The sequence below is a fragment of the Wolbachia endosymbiont (group B) of Sphaerophoria taeniata genome (assembly GCF_947179355.1).
Taxonomy (GTDB): domain Bacteria; phylum Pseudomonadota; class Alphaproteobacteria; order Rickettsiales; family Anaplasmataceae; genus Wolbachia.
This window is the reverse complement of the sequence record NZ_CAMXAW010000002.1, coordinates 358,164-377,973: the sequence shown is the minus strand read 5'-3', so window position 1 is coordinate 377,973 and position 19,810 is coordinate 358,164. Positions and strand designations below refer to the sequence as shown.

Sequence of the window (19,810 nt, the reverse complement as noted above, 5' to 3'; positions counted from 1 at the left end):
ACGAGACTTATTTTGTTTGTGTCCTGACATCAGAATCAAAGAAAAGGTTGAGAGAATCAGCACGCTTTTGATCTTCTGCTATTTCTTGGTCAATTTCTTCAACATCGTAACCCATTTCTGATACTACTTCCGATCGACTCTTAAATCCATTCCTTACTGCCATTTGCTGTGCTTGTTGATCTTTTAAAGGATCCACCCAATCAAATCCCTGTGGTATCCATTTTACTTCTTCTTTCGCTGCTTTTACTACTTTTTCATCTATACAGAGTTCTCCAGAAAGTACTGCTAACTCTAGCCATCTACTCCATACTGGTCTGCAAAACTGGAATACCATAATGTTATGTTGCAGCATAGCGCATCGACGACGAAACTCTATTAATCCCGCTCGAATGGATGAATAATTAACGCCTGTTAAATCTCCTGTTAGTTGCTCATATGTTATTCCTGTGCCTATTGCTATTGCCCTTAGCTGCTGTCTCATGAATGCTTCATAACTTCCTCCAACATCAGACGGCTCTGAAAATTTTATATCTTCTCCTGGGTCTAAAAGCTGCATTGTTCCTGGCTCTAAACCTGATAATGCTACTCCTTGCTCATTACTTTCACCTTCTCCTAAAATATTTGCCTCAGGATCAAGTCTTGTGATAAACCCTGCAAACATCGCTGCTGTTTTCTTTCTTACCAGCTCTGCATCATCGTATTGATCAAGTTCATAGAGCTTTAGCAGTATACTTGAAAGCCATGGCTCTCCTCTAATTTGCCCAGGTCTTAATGGTCTATAGATATGTAAAACATCGTTTGCTGGTACTCTCACTGATTCTCCAAATGAGCCTTCTCCTGGATGTTCTCTAAATAAGTAATATGCTTCTCTTTGCCCAAGTCTATTGAACTCAATCCCGTTTCTTATTACATTACCATTTGCTAAAGTTTGATTTGTTTTATTGTCTAAATGTTCAGACTCAAGTACTTGCAATTGCAACGGCACACAAAGACCATCTTCTCGTTTTCTTGTTCTTAATCTTACAAAACATTCTCCTCCCTCTATCATACTTCTGCATACTAAAGCTTGTAATCCATAAAAATCACTTACTCCGCTACTGTCTGCTTCATCTGTCCATTTTAGCCATAATTCTTGCACCTTCTTTCGAAATGCCCCATTCCTTGCTTTTGATTGCGGCTTTATTCCTGTTCCAATAGAGTTACTTACTATTGTATCAATAATATTTGCTGCATATGGATTTTTTCTCACCATATCACGTGATCTACTACGTAAAGTTTCAAGGTTTTGAGACAGCAAATTGTTTATACTTCCTGACTCTGGTTGAAAGTGAAAAAATCTTCTTCCTGAGCCTGCTCCATCCCACGCTGAGCTTTTTATCTTTGGCTTGTGGAATAATTGTTTAAATGACTTTAATAGCATTACTTTTCCTTATCTGAAATTTTCAATAATTCAGCCTCTAGCTCTTCTATTGTTGGTAGCGCTGTTTTTATCTCCTCTGGTAGGTTTTCAGTTATTCGATATTCAGCAAGGCCTATCGGTTTGGTCATATCTTGCAATGTATACTCAGCAAGCACGTTATTTTTCGATTTACATAGGATTAATCCTATAGACGGTTGATCTGTTGAGTGCTTGAGTAAATTATCTACTGCAGATAAGTAGAAATTCATTTTACCAGCGTATTCTGGTTTAAACTTATTATCTTTCAATTCAATTACTATAAAACAACGTAATTTCAGATGGTAAAACAATAAATCAACAAAGAAGTCTTCATCACCAACATCTAAGTGAAACTGCCTACCAACAAATGCAAATCCTTCCCCTAGCTCTAGCAAAAACTTCTCCATGTGCCCTACAAGCCCTTTTTCTACTTCTCTTTCATGAGCATCCTTTCCTATACTTAAAAAATCAAAAATATATGGATCCTTTAATGTGTAATGCGCTAAATCTGATTGAGGCAAAGGTAGCTTCTCTTTAAAATTAGTGATAGCTTTTCCCTGACGTTTATGTAACCCAAGTTCAATCTGCATTAACATGATGTTTCTTGACCAGCCATGTGCTATAGCTTCTTTTATGTAGAATAGCCTCGCTTCTTTGTCCCGAACTAAGTCCATCAGAAATACATTATGTCCCCATGGCAATTGGGCAACAAGTTGTTGCACAAATTCAATATCTTGATATTCCCTTGCAAATTGCTTCATGTATTTTAGATTCCTTGTGCTAAAACCTTTCATTTCTGGAAACTCAGCCCTTAAGTCTCTACTTAACTGCTCAATTACTTTGGATCCCCAACCTTGATTCTTTTGTTTTTCTAGAATCTGCGTTCCAATATAATGATAGAGTAGTAGCAGCTCTTTATTTACTGTCCTTGCTGCTTTATAACGACTAGTAGCAATCTGTTCTTTGAGCTGCTCTAAAAATTCTGTATATTCTTTTGCTACAATTTTTGTCATATGGTTCCTTTCAACGATTTTTATTATTATATGATCCCCTTACTCGTTGAAAAAACAATTTTCCTCTTTCCAGCAATCTTTAGCTCAGCTTTAATACGTTGTCTTAAGTTTAGTAAATCATTTATATCTACTTCAGCATATCTTACCACATGATCACCATATGCAATTGATACTACTCGCTCTCCGTTTTGCAGCTTCTTTATCGCTTCTTCGACTTGAATTAGATAATCTTCGTTATACATTTACTACTCGCTTCTAAGAAACTTCCCCTATCAGCTCATCTTTTTTTATCAGGATATAACCAAATTCATTGGCTTTTTTACCCAGATTCTTTACTACTCTTTCCTTATATAACTTTTCATAATAATCCATTCCTTTTTCTACATATTCTTGTCCACATTTCAGCATTTGATAAAAAATACATGCTAATTTTCTTGCTGTAGCAGTTATTGCTTTTGGTGCTCCCAATCGATTTTTCAATCTTCTACAGTACGCACCTAATGCACTTTTACTGTGCAACATAGAATAACCAGCAAGTCGAAAAGCATTTGCAGCACGGTTAATTACTTTACGAGTTCCACTTCTAATCACTCTTTCTCCTGTAATCCTATTAAATGGACATAATCCCAACCAAGAAGTAAAATGTTTTTCTGATGGCCATTTATTAGCATTAAGACCAACTTCTGAGAGGATGGTCTGTATATTTGATGTATTAAGCCCTGGAACTTTGGTGAAATCCATGCCAGTTATTCGATACAATTCTTCGTGTGCAGCAAAGTTTGGTTTGTTTCCTGCAGACCTCTTTACTTTACTGCATTGCTTATTTTCATTTGATCTTGTTTCAAGTGTTTTATAATAGTTTTCCATACTTTTATCACATTCTTTTATTTGCTCTTGAAAAAAAGTATATGCTTCGTATTCTTGCTTTAATGTAAACAAATGCTCTTCTCTATAGTTACCTGTTAGTGCTTTTGCTATGGTTGATCTGTCATTTTTTATTCGTCTATCACTCAATTCAGCCAATCTATTAGAGTTTCTTTCACCCGCAATTATTGCTTTAATGATTCGCATACCAGTTACACCTGTAATATCACTAATAACCTTGTGTAATTGAATGTTCATTTGAATTAATGCTTTTTGCATACGTTGAGTGTGTACAGCTGCACTTTTTATCAGGTTGTCATGTTGTCTATTATAACCACGTAGTACACAAATTTGGTTATCAGGCCTAAATGATCCTTGAAGTAACCCATAGCTATGTAATTGCTGTAACCACTGGCAATCTTGAACGTCTGATTTTCTTCCAGGTACATTTTTTACATGTCGTGCATTTACCAGTTTAACTTCGAATCCATATGATTCAAGTATTTGAAACAAAGGAATCCAATATACTCCTGTTGATTCCATGGCTATCGTTCTAACTTCACACTTTTTCAACCACTTTGCTAGGTTATGAAGATCTACTGTAAAGCACCCAAATTTTTGAACGCGTTGTTTATCTCTCCCTTCTGGTACGCATGCATAATGTACAGATGAACCAATATCAATCCCTGCTGCATTAGGATTCACTACTTCTAATTTACTTTTTGCTTTTGCCATATAAAATCCCTTATATATACCTTATAATGAAGAAGTGCTTTAGCTTGGGGCGGTTATATTACACAATCTTCTAAACGAGGTAGCTAAGAAGCTCCATCAATGGTTTGACCGTCCCTTCCAAAATCATACTGATCCACGGGCATTTATTGCACCATTGCGAACTCGATTATAACTGCAGAAGCACTTCTTCATAAAATTATATCCAAAAATTACTGCAATGTGCATTAGGACGTTTCTTTCTGGTTTAACAGATTTTGTCTGTTCCGGTGCTGATCCATTTGCTTCTTCTAAGAACCTGTACGTGATCTCAAAAAAGGGATAGAATGAGAGGATAAAGTATATAAAGTAGGATATGCGAAATTTATATCCAAGTGATATAAGTCGAGAAAAGTTTGAGATTATTGTAGCAGATCTGGAGTCTTGCAGGAAGAGAACAAAGCCGAGAACACTTGATTTATATGATGTATTTTGTGGAGTATTATACGTCCTAAAAAGTGGATGCCAGTGGAGAATGTTACCAAAAGAGTTTCCAAAATGGCGGAATTGTTACGACTATTTTAAGAAGTGGAGTGAAAAAGCAGATGCAAATAAAGAAAGTGTTCTGGAGCTGGTATTAAAAAAAAATAGTTGGCGTAGTTCGACAAAACAATGGTCGGAAAGAAAAAACCAGCTTCTGCATAATTGATGCACAAAGCGTAAAAAATGCAGATACTGCTGAAGAAAAAGGCTATGATGCTGGTAAAAAGATTTCAGGAATAAAACGCCATATTGCAGTTGATACTCAAGGTCTACCACACGCAATTTATATCACAACAGCAGAAATAACTGACCGTAGCAGTGCTGTAAAAATGATCAAAAATGCAAGAGAAAACCTCTCTGAAGTCCAAAATATACTAGTTGATGCGGGTTATACGGGAGAAAAATTTGCAACTCAAATAAAAGATATTATTGGAGCAACTGTTGAAGTGATAAAGCGCAGCGAATTACACATCTTTGCTGTATTGCCGAAAAGATGGGTTGTTGAGAGATCTTTTGCTTGGTTGGAAAAATGTAGGCGATTGTGGAAAAATTGCGAGCGGAAACTCAATACTAGCCTGCAAATGGTTGTTCTAGCCTTTACTGCTTTACTCCTCAAAAGATTATGAACAGGCTCTAAGAAACTTCCCCTATCAGCTCATCTTTTTTTATCAGGATATAACCAAATTCATTGGCTTTTTTACCCAGATTCTTTACTACTCTTTCCTTATATAACTTTTCATAATAATCCATTCCTTTTTCTACATATTCTTGTCCACATTTCAGCATTTGATAAAAAATACATGCTAATTTTCTTGCTGTAGCAGTTATTGCTTTTGGTGCTCCCAATCGATTTTTCAATCTTCTACAGTACGCACCTAATGCACTTTTACTGTGCAACATAGAATAACCAGCAAGTCGAAAAGCATTTGCAGCACGGTTAATTACTTTACGAGTTCCACTTCTAATCACTCTTTCTCCTGTAATCCTATTAAATGGACATAATCCCAACCAAGAAGTAAAATGTTTTTCTGATGGCCATTTATTAGCATTAAGACCAACTTCTGAGAGGATGGTCTGTATATTTGATGTATTAAGCCCTGGAACTTTGGTGAAATCCATGCCAGTTATTCGATACAATTCTTCGTGTGCAGCAAAGTTTGGTTTGTTTCCTGCAGACCTCTTTACTTTACTGCATTGCTTATTTTCATTTGATCTTGTTTCAAGTGTTTTATAATAGTTTTCCATACTTTTATCACATTCTTTTATTTGCTCTTGAAAAAAAGTATATGCTTCGTATTCTTGCTTTAATGTAAACAAATGCTCTTCTCTATAGTTACCTGTTAGTGCTTTTGCTATGGTTGATCTGTCATTTTTTATTCGTCTATCACTCAATTCAGCCAATCTATTAGAGTTTCTTTCACCCGCAATTATTGCTTTAATGATTCGCATACCAGTTACACCTGTAATATCACTAATAACCTTGTGTAATTGAATGTTCATTTGAATTAATGCTTTTTGCATACGTTGAGTGTGTACAGCTGCACTTTTTATCAGGTTGTCATGTTGTCTATTATAACCACGTAGTACACAAATTTGGTTATCAGGCCTAAATGATCCTTGAAGTAACCCATAGCTATGTAATTGCTGTAACCACTGGCAATCTTGAACGTCTGATTTTCTTCCAGGTACATTTTTTACATGTCGTGCATTTACCAGTTTAACTTCGAATCCATATGATTCAAGTATTTGAAACAAAGGAATCCAATATACTCCTGTTGATTCCATGGCTATCGTTCTAACTTCACACTTTTTCAACCACTTTGCTAGGTTATGAAGATCTACTGTAAAGCACCCAAATTTTTGAACGCGTTGTTTATCTCTCCCTTCTGGTACGCATGCATAATGTACAGATGAACCAATATCAATCCCTGCTGCATTAGGATTCACTACTTCTAATTTACTTTTTGCTTTTGCCATATAAAATCCCTTATATATACCTTATAATGAAGAAGTGCTTTAGCTTGGGGCGGTTATATTACACAATCTTCTAAACGAGGTAGCTAAGAAGCTCCATCAATGGTTTGACCGTCCCTTCCAAAATCATACTGATCCACGGGCATTTATTGCACCATTGCGAACTCGATTATAACTGCAGAAGCACTTCTTCATAAAATTATATCCAAAAATTACTGCAATGTGCATTAGGACGTTTCTTTCTGGTTTAACAGATTTTGTCTGTTCCGGTGCTGATCCACTTACTTTTCACTATTTTCTTTGATTTTTTACTTTCTGGTTTTTCACTTAAACTATTCCATTTACTCTCTGGCCATCTGTCTACTCCCAGTGCTATTGATGCTGCTCTTGCGTAAATTCGGCAATCTAATACTTCATTTCTTTCTCTTACTTTTTGCCACTCTTGTTTGGTGTATCCTTTTACTACTTTGCTGACTAATTGCTCTGCCGTTAGCTGCTTAAAATATTCAGGTGCATACTCCGGAAAATGACAATATCCTGCTGGCACTTTCTCTTCTTCTTTCAAAATATTAAGTAATTGAAAAAGCTCTGACTTTAATATCGATACTCCTACTGGCCATAGCTTTATTCCTCTTTTTAGCTTTTGACCACCAACTGTTATATCTACTCTACTTGGGCTGCTAAGTGGTACTAGGGCTTTATTTACACCTTTCACTGCCATTACTCTTCCAGATCCTTGATGACCTCTTACCCAGTTGTATACTTCTTGTGTTGCATATCCTGCATCAACTGCCATCATGCTTATCATGTACTCAAGCCCATTTTCACCAATAAAATGATGATTTAAGAGCTCAGAGAGTTTTCCCCATACTTCTCCACCCCCAGTATCTCCTTCAAATACTCGGTAGTCTATTGACCATCAACTATGTTTTTTAAAATTTTTTGAATTTAGTCTCATTTGTTGATAATTTTGTATTTTTATTCAATTGAAAAATGTATTTTGGCAACAAAAACCCTAGTTTATACAGAAAGAAATTTATATCAAACAGCAAGCACTGCTTAGATTTTATGGTTAACGAATATGTGCTTTAAATGTGTGTAGACGCACATATTCGTTAACCTATTTTCTATACAGATTTTTTTTATTTCATATTAATTGCTTCTTTAAGTCTTGCATTGGCAATTACTATGATTTTTCGCATTAGAGCTGTTATAGCTACCATCTTCTTTTTACCTCTACCAATAAGATCAGAATAAAAAGCACCAAGTGCAGATTTAGATCTTGCAGCAGCCATAGCAGCTGTGAAAAGCTTTGCACGAACATTGCTTCTACCACCTGTTATCCTTCGGTAACCAATAGTTTTACCGCTTTCTTTTGGATGTGGAGCAACTCCAGCAAGACTTGCAACTTCTTTTTTGTTTAGGTGGCCAAGTTCTGGCATTAGATACACAAAAACTTGTGATAACTTGAGACCTATTCCTGGCACTGTTCTCAAGATCTTTTGACGCTTTTGTAACTCTGGATTTTTATCAATAATTCTTTGTATGGCATCGTTGAACTCATTTATCTGACTGGTAAAAAAGTCTATTGTTTTTTGGCAACTTTCCTTTATATAGTCGTTTTCAGGTGCTGCAAGCCTACATTTCTCTTGAGTTCTCATTTGCGTAATGTCATCACGACGTTGACAGAGTGCAACTAAGGCGGTTTGTTCTTTTGACATAGGCACAAATAGAGATAGAGCACTATAGCGTTCAAAACCATATTGAGCAAGGGCTCTTGCATCTGATTGATCTGTCTTTGCTAAAGTTCCATGTGATATGATAAAACTTTTTACTTTACGAGTATTAGCTCGATGTACAGCAACATTCTTATCAACAAGAAAATGTGCTAAGCCAAGCTCATATTTTCCAGTGTTTTCTAAAGTTACTAGAGAATTAGGTAGGATATCTGAAAATTTTTGAAACAACTGTTGCCAACCAGTAGCATCATTGTCAAACTTGATAGCGCTCCTTTGGTTATAAGCTGCAGCAACATTTTTAAATTTTCCGATATCAATGCCAATGAAATTTTGATAAGATGTAATCATAATAAATAACCTCGATAGTTTAATTAATTTAAGATTGTAAACGGGTGCATACATATGTCCCATGCAACTAGTATCCGTTCAGGAGAGTGGTTTAAGAAACAATAGATAAGAGGTTTTGGAAAGGATTGAGACCCCTTTGTTTCCATGTTAAGTATAACGAAATTATCCGTTCAAGGAATGCATTTCCCCGCTTTGATTGTGTAAAATACGAATTTTTGCGGTAAACGACATAATGCCGTATCTGCTGTTCAGCATGGTTGTTTGTCAGCGGAATGTTTTTTGGGTCATCTAAAAAATTCCACATCATTCTTTCAGATTTCAAAATATTTTTCGCAACTCGAGAGGCTCCAATTGCTTCAGGTAAGTAGGATATTTCCTTCAAGTAATACCTTGTACGTTTTCGCAACTTTCTGGCACGTCTGGCAAATCTAAAAACATCTATCTCATTTTTTAGCAAAGCCTTTTTTAGTGCAAATAATTCAGTAGCTACATTTCTTAAGTAACAGCCAAGAACTTTGACTTCAATATTCCAACTATGCGCTAATCTTTCAAAATCCCTTGCTAAGTGTGCCCAGCAGATTTGCCTTTTTTCATCAGCAAAGTAATTGTATACTGCGTACCTGTCGGTTACCACTAAGCTATTATGATTGCAGCATGCGTTATTTTTTAAAACTTTCATTCCTCTTGACTCTGTCAACTTCACAAAACTTGCCGTATTGCTTGCAAACATCCAACACCAAGCGAGTTTACCTTTGTTATAATGGCTCGTTTCATCAATATGTAGAACTTTACTCCTACTTATCTCTTGTTCGATCTGCTCATACATTTTTTTGCATTTTGAAGCAACTCTATGTTCACTATTTGATATGCTAACGACGCTTATGTTCAAATTGAAGATATCATTTACGACACTCGCTATTTCGCGTTTTGAATTTTTGTAGAATCCGCTGAACGCTGCAATTATTGACTTAACCCTTGGACCAAATGTATCTGACGTAACACCTTCTGGTAACTTACTGCTTCTTCTTTTTCCGCATCTCCGGCAACGACCATGCTCCATCTGATATTCCACTACATAAGGCCTAATTTCCGGAAGATCAACTTTTTGATGAATGTACGGTCCATTGCATATTGCAATCCCTCCTCCGCATTCACAAGTAGATGACAACTTTACTTTTATCACCTCATCTGCATCCATTTTGGCGCGAAAACTTCCTTTATGACCAACCTGACCACCAACGTTTCTGTCGCTCTTTGGCTTGTCCTTTTTTATTTTGTACAACTCTCTAGAGCTTGGTAGAGATGAATTTTTCGAGTTTAAACCAAGCCTTTCCTTTAATTCAGCGTTCTCTATCTTTAAAGCCTTGTTCTCTGCTTTTAAACTTTCATTCTCCCTTTCCAGCTTTTCTATTTTTGCTTCTAACTTTTCTATTTTTTGCTGTAAATTTTTGCAAAGCTCTAAAAGGTTTACCACATTACCTCACTTTTGCTCTATGATTATCTTTTTAGATCACCTTGTCTACCTTATTCTGCCACTCCGCTGAACGGATACGGTGCATACATATGTCCCATGCAACTATTCAAACGTATCGAGAGATGGGGCTAGTTTACCTTGATGGCTACGGTTGTAATACCAACTTTCATTCGGTCGCACACGCCCGTGATAGCCCTATTCCTATAGTGAGTAGGGTTATCTTTCCCTCTTATCTCTTTTATATCACATTTTTAACTTACAACTTTCAACAAGCTTAGAATAAAAGGCACCAAGTACAGATTTGGACCTTGCAGCAGACATGGCAGCTGTAAAAAGCTTTTTACGGACATTACTTCTACCACCTATAATCCTTCGATAACCAACAGCTTTACCACTTTCCCTAGGATGAGGTGCAACTCCAGCAAGACTTGCTACTTCCCTTCTGTTTAAGTAACCAAGCTCCGGTATTAAACACAGAAAATCTTGTGATAACTTTTTACCTATTCCAGGAACTGTTTTAAGGATTTTTTGATGTTCTTGTAACTCATGACTTTCATCAATGATTCTTTGTATAGTATTATTTAGTTCATCTATTTGGCCATTAAAAAATTCAATAGTTTTTTGACAACTTTCTCTTATATGGTCGTTTTCAGGTGCTTCCAGTCTACATTTTTCCTGAGTTCTCATTTGCGTGATGTCATCACGACGTTGACAAAGTGCAACCAAGGTTGATTGTTTTTCAGAAGTAGGTACAAATAGAGAGAGAGTTCTATGGCGTTCAAATCCATATTGAGCAAGAGCTCTTGCATCTGATTTATCGGATTTTGCTAAAGTTCCGTGAGATAAAATAAAACTTTTTACTTTACGGGTATTAGCTCGATGTACGGTGATATTCTTGTCAATAAGAAAATGTGACAAACCAAGCTCATATTTTCCTGTATTTTCTAAAGTCACTAAAGAATTAGGTAAGATATCTGAGAACTTTTGACACAATTGTTGCCAACCGTTATCTAAGTGGGAAAAGTCGCCTCTCCCCACTCGACTTCAGAACCGTACGTGAGACTTTCGCCTCATACGGCTCCTCTATAATTTGGTGCTTGTCATGCACACTTTCTATGTAATTCATCGTGACAATGTCCATGTAACAAGGATAAATTCTTTTTCATATTATTACGTCTGTTTCGGTCAATATGATGTGTTTCTAAGATATCATCATTTTTAAACCAAAGTTGACAATGACCACATTTACCTTGTTGTAACTTCAACAATTTTATTACTCTTGGTAGTTTATCTGGTATCTTCCTTAAACGATTACCCCAATAAACCCAATCGCCATCATATGGAGACTTGGTTCCTTTCACTTTGACATGCCTTTTAATAGCATGATCTCCGTGCTTAATAAGAAGAACTTTGTTATTTGTCATAAATCGCCAATTATCGTTTTTATACTTTTTAAAGTATTTATTTTTAATCCAGTATTTTCCTTTAGTTGGGTGCCTGTAGACTGCCCACTTCCAGATGTTTCTAAACATTACACTGTCAATAAACCTAAAGGTCTTGTTTGACACAACCGAAGAATAATATTTGCTCCACCCTCTAGTAATTGGGTTAAGCTGTCTTATTACTGTTTCTTGTGTTGATCCTCTTAATCCTCTAATCTTATGTTTTATAGTGAGTGTATGCTGTTTTCTGGATTCACGACTTGGTTTGACTAATAATTTATAACCCCTCTTATTATTTTTCGTAGAGTAATGCCTTATTGAGAAACCAAGAAAATTAAATCCTGGCTTTTCTCCATTTTGAGTATGAGAAATCTTTGTTTTTGAAGGTTTCAATTCTAGTCCAATGGTTTTGAGCCATTCTTCAACTATCATTTTTGCCTTCAGAATGATTTCCTTACTCTCATGTATGATGATAAAGTCATCTGCGTAGAAAATTACACTTAATGAGCTTTTTGCTTCTCTACTGCTTGCAACACCACATTTCATCTTCCTATATTGAAGAAGTTCACTCCATAACGTTTCTTTGATATATTGTTCTAATCCATTTAATGCAACACAAGCAAGTAACGGTGAGATCGTCCCTCCTTGAATTGTACCACGTTTTGTGGATTCAAATTTTCTGTTTTCCATTACTCCAGCTCTTAACCATCCTTTTATAATTCTTCTAAAGGTTGGTGTAGTGTTAAGTTTTTCCAACAGAGCATTTTGATTAATATTATCAAAACATCCAGAAATATCAGCATCTAAACAGTACGCTGTTTTCCAATTCAGTGAATTAAATATGGCTTCAATAGCATCATGACATGACCTACCAGGTCTAAAACCATACATGTTCGGTTCAAATCCTACCTCCCACTCTGGCTCTAGTGCCATTTTCATAAGTGTTTCTTTTGCCCTATCTGAGATAGTAAGTATACCAAGAGGGCGATATTCTATTGGTTTTCCAGGTTTTGGAATCCAAACACGTTTTGATGGTTTCGCTTTTTCTCTAACATTTAAAGAATATGCTAATTGCAATCTTTCTTTATGATTAAGATTTGCTTTTCCATCAATACCTGCAGTTTTCTTCCCTCTGTTATCTTGAGTTACTTTTCTGACAGCAAGTAGTTTTGCACTTATTGAATTGAGTAATAATCTTTGAAGTTTATGTACCTTCTTCTTATCATTACATATTGCAGCTTGGTAAATTCGCTTTTGTAGCTTAAATACAAATTTCTCAACTTTACGCCAAGGAATTGTATTCCATTCATACCTAACAAATTGTTGGTCTATAACATATTTACTACTATTCACCACTTTACCTTCCAAATTATAGTGTCCACGTCTGCATATCCCAAATATTACTTTGGGCATTAGCTTCTTGGACAATCCCTCCAATGTAAGTGCTTATGGCTGGCTGCCTACTTACATTCAAATGAATATAAGAGCACCTATATGGTTATCCCGTTTCACGATTTTGTTTCGTGTTAGACTTAGGTTCTTACTTTTTACCGGAAGCTGAGAACATCTATAATCAAAGACATCTAACTTTAATTCCTCGTATGCTTCATACCATTTTGGTCTATGCGTAAAACAACCTTAATTTCGCATATTCAATATAACGACAATTCAATCATAAGTTTCTCTCGTAACCATATCTAACTCTGTTTGCAGGAGTTTGCTATAAGGTTTAGCATTACCTGCTTTTATCTCATGCTTGCATCCTAAAGGTTGCCATTCTTTAAAATGTGAGACATACATTATCCCTGATGTCTAGGGAAGATGGAATCTAACCATCACAAAATCGCAACTTCGGGTCGCACAAACGTCTGATTATCCATTTCCACGTCTTCTATGATTCCTTCATTTTCAATGGCACTTTCACCGATTTCTCTCAGTTCTTTAAGCCACTCATCTATCTGTGGACGAATCTCTTGATACAGTTTGTTATGCATTTCACTTATTCCCTTATCCTGCAATAGATCGTAACTAAATATTGCTCCATTTAGCATCAATTCACATATCATGTCTTCCTTTTCATTTTCTTTGCATTTAATCAAAGGCATTTTCGATATTACTGTATCAGCAAAACTCTTCTGTCCTTCGCTATACGCATTTATCCTGATTCCAGTACTTAGTGCTTGATCTATCACTTTGTTCAGTTCGTCTGCGCTCTTTGCCTTTACTACTGCATTTTTAAACCATCTTAATTTTGCATTTTCACTCGCACTTGGCTCTATCTTGCTTAAGGCTGGAATAAACGGATTTAGACTTTGACGATTTGAAGATTTTTTGTTATAAACTCCACGTCCTTCTCCAAGATTGATTGATTTTTCAGAAACATCGCTAGGGGAAGGCACACCTTCGGGCTTCTCAAACCAGCTTTTATCATCAAATATTTTCGGTTTATTATCGGTCTCATCTACAAATACAGACTGCTGGGTTTTCTTACCAGTACGCCTTATACCTTCAATAGCACTATATAGTCCTTTTGGTAGCTTTTTAGAATCAATGATTAACTCATAAGTATTTCCATCTGTATCATCAAATGATACTGTTTTTTTAGTATTCATATAACCTCTCATATTAAGCATATTATTCAAGTCTATAGAGCAATTTATTGCTTTATAATTAACTTAATACGCAAATTATAAAAAGATCTTGTATATCTTGCAACTATTTATAATAAAAGAATAGCTTTTCTATGGCTTTTATTCTTTAATTATGACTTAATATACAAGCTATACAAAGATCTTTTATATTATGCAGCTCTTGCTCTTCAGATTCTTGACTAAGTTTTTTTGCTACTGTGTGGTAGCTAAACTTCTCAAGTAATTGAAATTTGGTTTATAACAGCTCTCTTTCCTTAAAACTGCAATATCCTTTGTCTGTCATAATAATGTGATCCTCTAGTTCAATTCCCACTCCTTGACATGCTGACACTAATTCTCTAGTCATTACTTTATCATCTTCTGATGGTTCTAAACTCCCTCCTGGATGATTATGGGATAATATTATCGATGCTGCTTCCATTGATAATGCCTTTTTTACCACTTTCCTTTCAGACAGGTGTACTTCATCTATTGTACCAAAATACACTTCATCTCTTATCAGACGGTGCTGTTTATCCAAGTATATTATCTGGACAGCTTCTTTTGCTGAAAAGCCTATGTTTACCCTTACATACTCTATCAGCTTTTCTTGGCTATCCATTACCGGGCCTCTCTTTAATCCTTCTCTGAGTGCCCTCTTATAAGCTTCTTTAACACATTCAATTGCTGCAGCTGCATGTTCGGTCATCCCTTCTATCATTTTCAGATCATCGATTTCTCGTCCCAAAATTTCTCCTATTCCTGGGCAATTATCCATTAGAGTTTTAGTAACATCTTGTGCTTGCTTTCTGTCATGAACTGCTCCTAGAAGCACTGACACTATCTCACGATCAAATAGAGCACTTCCTCCTCCACTCTGTAATACTCTCTCTATTTCTTCTGTAAGTTTTTCACTATTATTCATAAAATATACTCCTCGTTAATAACAAATTGTTTTTAATTATTTACTGCTGTTTTTTATCAGCATTGGCATAAAGCCATAGCTTCCGAGTGAAGTCAAATCAATTTTTCAATCTTTTTTACTTATTTTTTCATCAATAAGTTAAGATGTTAATAGATACTTGTTTTTATCTAATTGAAAATTAATTCTTTATGTAAAAGAAGTTGTTACTATTTTAGAAATAACATCAGTAGAAAAACCTAACTGAAGTAAATTATTTGCAACTTTCATTCCCTCTATTTTATTAATCTTCTCTTTGTAAATTTGCTTTCTTTGCAATAAAAATTCTACCCATATATTTAGCTCATCTCGTGATTCTTGATTGTCAATTTTTCTATATTCTCTTGCCAAACTTAATAATTCATTTTCTCCTTCACCATCTTCATAATTATCTTCTTCTTTTATCAAATCTTCAGCGTCCACTGATAATTCCCTTGCTATTTCCCACAACCTTTCACTAAAAAGAGTACCGCTACCTTGTTCATAGTGATGTATCTGTGAGGGCCCTACATTAAGCTTTTTTGCTAATTCTTCTTGCGTATACCCCCTTATTATCCTCCACTTTTTTATCTCTTGTCTTCCGTTTGGCTCGTATCTCTCTTTATCAGCATATTCTTCGGTTGATAAGCCTGTTGCTCGGTAGATAATGTCATTATCAAACCCTGCTTTAACTAGATTCTTTGCAATTCTTATTCTTGCTGCTTTTATATTACTTTCTTCTTCAGCTCGGATAGATTTGGTTAATGCATAAATTGCTTTGTGTCCTCCTGTTTTTTCTATGAAATTATACATTTCCTCGGTCTTAGCTTTGTCAAAACAACTATCTTCTTTTAGTACTCTTCGCCCAGGAAAGAGATTTCTAATAGGAATTGATAACGCTTCTGCTATCACTTTTAGCCTTTCAATTGGAATGCCACATGTTCCTTGCTCATATCTTAGCAGTGTATGATAGTTTATGCCTGTTTTGCCTACTAAATCCTTCAGGGTATATTTTTGTTTTAACCTCCAGCTCCTTACTTTTTGTGCTATTTGGTATCTTAGAGAGATAGTAGTATACTTTGCCATACAGAAATAGATATTATATAGGTTAATACTACCAAATAAAGATATACAAAAACTTTTATGTTTGAATTTTAGTTGAATATTTCTTCAGAATTGTGTATAATTATTAATGCTTTCTAGGTTAATTTATCATGGCTCTTTCTAAGTTTCTCGATCCCAAGAATGATATATCGTTTAAGCGTATCTTTGGTACTGAAAAAAATAAAGATATCCTTATTCACTTTCTTAATGATATTCTTGGCTTCACTGGCAAAAGTACAATAAAGGATATAGAGTTTTTAAGTACTATTCAAGACCCTGATATTGCTTCTAAAAAACAAAGCATTGTTGATGTTCTCTGTAGAGATGAAAATGGGCTGCAAGTGATAGTCGAAATGCAGGTCGCTAAAACCAAAGGCTTTGAAAAACGTGCCCAATATTACGCAGCTAAAGCTTATTCAAGACAAGCTAGTAAGGGTGATCAATACCATGACCTTAAGGAAATTATCTTTATTGCTATAGCAGATTGTATTTTATTTCCTGATAAGTCTGAGTACAAATCAAAGCATACTATTCGTGATGAAGATACTAATGAACATGATCTAAAAGATTTTTACTTTATATTTATTGAGTTACCTAAATTTACAAAAACCAAGGAAGATCAGCTTTCAAGTATAGTCGAGAAATGGATCTACTTCTTTAGATATGCAGACGAAACTAGTGAAGAAGAGCTAGAGAGAATAATAGGAAGTGATCTAATAATTAAAAGAGCTTATGAAGAACTAAATAGATTCAACTGGTCAGAAAAAGAATTTATTGCCTATGAACAAGAGATCAAACGTATTCGTGATGAACAGGCTGTCCTTGCTCAAAAACTCGATGATGCTACTCATAAAGGTAGACAAGAAGGCATCCAAATCGGCCATGAAAAAGGTAAAATTGAAGGTAAAATCGAAGTAGCCAAAAACTCACTCAAGGCCGGTGTCTCTATAGATGTTATCGCTGAAATCACTGGCCTCTCTTTAGATGAGATCCGAAAATTAAAGGATTAATACGGAAATGTTCAAAAAAGCATATATATCAAGTTAAGGGAAAGTAGCATAAAGAAAAAATGGGATGGAAAAACTACGTTAGATAGTAATTAATAAGGTTAGTGGTTATATAGATTACTCTAGATAAAAATGCTCTAAAAAATAAATGTAACAAATAAAACACCCATTTTAAATTTTGCTATATTAGACAATCTTTCCTTAACTTAACGCAATTGCTTGAACGGATACCTTTTGATTGAATAAGATAATACGATGCTTTAGTAAATAAAAGGTTGTATTAGAGCTGAATTTTACATCAAAAAATATTTTTCATGATACAAAAAAATATTATTGATTTTCATGCAATTAGAGAACTTATCCACAGTTACACTTTTATAAAAGATATAAACCTAAATAAAATTTTTATCCTTGTTTGAGTCAAATAATTTTTGACAATAAAAGCATAGTTGATATCATGCTTTTATAAGTAAGTGGCTTACAGTATTAGAAGCAATTAATTAATCGTGGTGTTGACTGTATGATAGTGGTTTCGCTGTTGTATTGGTTGAAGTAAGTTTTTATATGTTTATTTGTGAGGGTGTTTATGCAAGAAAATGAGTCAAGTTTGCCTTCAGGCTTTCGTGCAGGAAAAGCAGCTGCTGGAGGGGATTGTTTCTTTGATTCATTCAGGCAAGGACTAGAAGAAACAAAGAGTATAGATGTAACTGTCAAAGCATTGCGTGGAATGTGTAAAGATTTTGCATCAAAAGCATTAGGTAATCCATCAGATGAAAGTTACAATTGGTTTCGCAATGCTATTAAAGGAAAACTTGTAGAGCATAATGATCCTGATAGAGGAAATTTTGAAGATATAGATCAATATGTAAGAGAGATTTGTGAGAGTAAAGTATGGGGTGATTCTGACATTGAAGGTAGGATACTTTGTGGACATTATAGTGTAAAATTATATGTTGCAGAAATGCAGAAAGGTGCAGACAAATATAATTATGTTCTAGTAGATAGTGAAGGAGTTCATGATCGTGGTTTGGATCCTTATGGTTACGATGCTAGTGATACTATACGTTTAGTCAATCAAGGCACTGGTCACTTTGAGCCAGTATTGAGAAAACAAAAGTATCCGTTCAGCGGAGTGGCAGAATAAGGTAGACAAGGTGATCTAAAAAGATAATCATAGAGCAAAAGTGAGGTAATGTGGTAAACCTTTTAGAGCTTTGCAAAAATTTACAGCAAAAAATAGAAAAGTTAGAAGCAAAAATAGAAAAGCTGGAAAGGGAGAATGAAAGTTTAAAAGCAGAGAACAAGGCTTTAAAGATAGAGAACGCTGAATTAAAGGAAAGGCTTGGTTTAAACTCGAAAAATTCATCTCTACCAAGCTCTAGAGAGTTGTACAAAATAAAAAAGGACAAGCCAAAGAGCGACAGAAACGTTGGTGGTCAGGTTGGTCATAAAGGAAGTTTTCGCGCCAAAATGGATGCAGATGAGGTGATAAAAGTAAAGTTGTCATCTACTTGTGAATGCGGAGGAGGGATTGCAATATGCAATGGACCGTACATTCATCAAAAAGTTGATCTTCCGGAAATTAGGCCTTATGTAGTGGAATATCAGATGGAGCATGGTCGTTGCCGGAGATGCGGAAAAAGAAGAAGCAGTAAGTTACCAGAAGGTGTTACGTCAGATACATTTGGTCCAAGGGTTAAGTCAATAATTGCAGCGTTCAGCGGATTCTACAAAAATTCAAAACGCGAAATAGCGAGTGTCGTAAATGATATCTTCAATTTGAACATAAGCGTCGTTAGCATATCAAATAGTGAACATAGAGTTGCTTCAAAATGCAAAAAAATGTATGAGCAGATCGAACAAGAGATAAGTAGGAGTAAAGTTCTACATATTGATGAAACGAGCCATTATAACAAAGGTAAACTCGCTTGGTGTTGGATGTTTGCAAGCAATACGGCAAGTTTTGTGAAGTTGACAGAGTCAAGAGGAATGAAAGTTTTAAAAAATAACGCATGCTGCAATCATAATAGCTTAGTGGTAACCGACAGGTACGCAGTATACAATTACTTTGCTGATGAAAAAAGGCAAATCTGCTGGGCACACTTAGCAAGGGATTTTGAAAGATTAGCGCATAGTTGGAATATTGAAGTCAAAGTTCTTGGCTGTTACTTAAGAAATGTAGCTACTGAATTATTTGCACTAAAAAAGGCTTTGCTAAAAAATGAGATAGATGTTTTTAGATTTGCCAGACGTGCCAGAAAGTTGCGAAAACGTACAAGGTATTACTTGAAGGAAATATCCTACTTACCTGAAGCAATTGGAGCCTCTCGAGTTGCGAAAAATATTTTGAAATCTGAAAGAATGATGTGGAATTTTTTAGATGACCCAAAAAACATTCCGCTGACAAACAACCATGCTGAACAGCAGATACGGCATTATGTCGTTTACCGCAAAAATTCGTATTTTACACAATCAAAGCGGGGAAATGCATTCCTTGAACGGATAATTTCGTTATACTTAACATGGAAACAAAGGGGTCTCAATCCTTTCCAAAACCTCTTATCTATTGTTTCTTAAACCACT

At 35.3% G+C, this 19,810-nt stretch carries 16 protein-coding genes and 2 pseudogenes; 4 read left to right on the top strand and 14 right to left on the bottom strand.

The genetic code is table 11. The annotated features are described in order from the left end of the window. Positions 1-7 precede the first annotated feature (7 nt). From ONG75_RS02950 to ONG75_RS02935, 4 genes are read right to left on the bottom strand one after another with little or no spacing between them, the layout of a single operon-like run. On the bottom strand, positions 8-1,420 hold the full coding sequence (locus tag ONG75_RS02950; protein ID WP_264375740.1) for a phage portal protein: 1,413 nt from the start codon (positions 1,418-1,420) through the stop codon (positions 8-10). Further along, the gene (locus ONG75_RS02945) at positions 1,420-2,451 is read right to left on the bottom strand and encodes a PDDEXK nuclease domain-containing protein (protein ID WP_264375739.1); all 1,032 of its coding nucleotides are present in this window, start codon (positions 2,449-2,451) and stop codon (positions 1,420-1,422) included. Before ONG75_RS02945 ends, ONG75_RS02950 begins: the two co-directional genes overlap by 1 nt. A 26-nt stretch (positions 2,452-2,477) precedes the next feature. Then, positions 2,478-2,693, bottom strand: coding sequence for a gpW family protein (gene gpW, locus ONG75_RS02940; RefSeq protein WP_264375738.1), 216 nt, complete (start codon positions 2,691-2,693; stop codon positions 2,478-2,480). A gap of 13 nt (positions 2,694-2,706) precedes the next feature. Next, entirely contained in the window at positions 2,707-4,050 is a 1,344-nt protein-coding gene (locus ONG75_RS02935; protein WP_264375423.1) for an IS110 family RNA-guided transposase, read from the bottom strand. A 352-nt stretch (positions 4,051-4,402) separates the two neighbouring features. On the opposite strand from ONG75_RS02935, the gene ONG75_RS02930 reads away from it, so the two are divergent. Further along, positions 4,403-5,195, top strand: a protein-coding gene (locus tag ONG75_RS02930) for an IS5 family transposase (RefSeq protein ID WP_264375461.1) whose coding sequence is annotated in 2 segments (ribosomal slippage) — positions 4,403-4,666 and positions 4,668-5,195 — 792 coding nt in all. Because the reading frame shifts where the segments join, the coding sequence is not laid out codon by codon here. A gap of 7 nt (positions 5,196-5,202) precedes the next feature. Here ONG75_RS02930 and ONG75_RS02925 read toward each other — a convergent pair. From ONG75_RS02925 to wmk, 10 genes and pseudogenes are all read right to left on the bottom strand, one after another. Then, entirely contained in the window at positions 5,203-6,546 is a 1,344-nt protein-coding gene (locus ONG75_RS02925) for an IS110 family RNA-guided transposase (protein WP_264375423.1), read from the bottom strand. Between the two features lie 244 nt (positions 6,547-6,790). Then, positions 6,791-7,462 (bottom strand): annotated as a pseudogene (locus tag ONG75_RS02920) (terminase gpA endonuclease subunit); the annotation flags it as partial. 223 nt (positions 7,463-7,685) lie between these two features. Next, the gene (locus tag ONG75_RS02915; protein ID WP_264375534.1) at positions 7,686-8,630 is read right to left on the bottom strand and encodes an IS110 family RNA-guided transposase; all 945 of its coding nucleotides are present in this window, start codon (positions 8,628-8,630) and stop codon (positions 7,686-7,688) included. A 91-nt stretch (positions 8,631-8,721) separates the two neighbouring features. Further along, complete coding sequence (gene tnpC, locus ONG75_RS02910; protein WP_264375454.1) at positions 8,722-10,104, bottom strand: IS66 family transposase; 1,383 nt, start codon at positions 10,102-10,104, stop codon at positions 8,722-8,724. A 246-nt stretch (positions 10,105-10,350) separates the two neighbouring features. Continuing rightward, a pseudogene (locus ONG75_RS02905) lies at positions 10,351-11,127 on the bottom strand (IS110 family transposase); the annotation flags it as partial. Positions 11,128-11,204: 77 nt separating this feature from the next. Next, positions 11,205-12,959: a reverse transcriptase domain-containing protein gene (locus ONG75_RS02900; protein ID WP_214303292.1), complete on the bottom strand. Its 1,755-nt coding sequence runs from the start codon at positions 12,957-12,959 to the stop codon at positions 11,205-11,207. Between the two features lie 255 nt (positions 12,960-13,214). Further along, positions 13,215-13,346: a hypothetical protein gene (locus ONG75_RS02895; RefSeq protein ID WP_255521118.1), complete on the bottom strand. Its 132-nt coding sequence runs from the start codon at positions 13,344-13,346 to the stop codon at positions 13,215-13,217. Positions 13,347-13,381: 35 nt separating this feature from the next. Then, a complete protein-coding gene (locus ONG75_RS02890; protein WP_264375737.1) occupies positions 13,382-14,158 on the bottom strand; it encodes a hypothetical protein in 777 nt (258 codons plus the stop codon). Between the two features lie 274 nt (positions 14,159-14,432). Continuing rightward, positions 14,433-15,101 carry a JAB domain-containing protein gene (locus ONG75_RS02885; protein ID WP_264375736.1) on the bottom strand — a complete coding sequence of 223 codons (669 nt, stop codon included), beginning with the start codon at positions 15,099-15,101 and terminating at the stop codon, positions 14,433-14,435. A 186-nt stretch (positions 15,102-15,287) separates the two neighbouring features. Next, on the bottom strand, positions 15,288-16,202 hold the full coding sequence (wmk, locus tag ONG75_RS02880; RefSeq protein ID WP_264375735.1) for a WO male-killing family protein Wmk: 915 nt from the start codon (positions 16,200-16,202) through the stop codon (positions 15,288-15,290). A 128-nt stretch (positions 16,203-16,330) separates the two neighbouring features. Here wmk and ONG75_RS02875 point away from each other — a divergent pair, with 128 nt between their 5' ends. The 3 genes from ONG75_RS02875 (at position 16,331) to tnpC (ONG75_RS02865) (ending at position 19,804) form a co-directional block, all read left to right on the top strand. Further along, complete coding sequence (locus ONG75_RS02875) at positions 16,331-17,230, top strand: Rpn family recombination-promoting nuclease/putative transposase (RefSeq protein ID WP_264375734.1); 900 nt, start codon at positions 16,331-16,333, stop codon at positions 17,228-17,230. A 583-nt stretch (positions 17,231-17,813) separates the two neighbouring features. Continuing rightward, positions 17,814-18,371 (top strand): OTU domain-containing protein, encoded by a 558-nt coding sequence (locus ONG75_RS02870; RefSeq protein WP_264375733.1) that lies wholly within the window; start codon positions 17,814-17,816, stop codon positions 18,369-18,371. Positions 18,372-18,421: 50 nt separating this feature from the next. After that, a complete protein-coding gene (tnpC, locus tag ONG75_RS02865) occupies positions 18,422-19,804 on the top strand; it encodes an IS66 family transposase (RefSeq protein ID WP_264375454.1) in 1,383 nt (460 codons plus the stop codon). Positions 19,805-19,810: the final 6 nt, after the last annotated feature.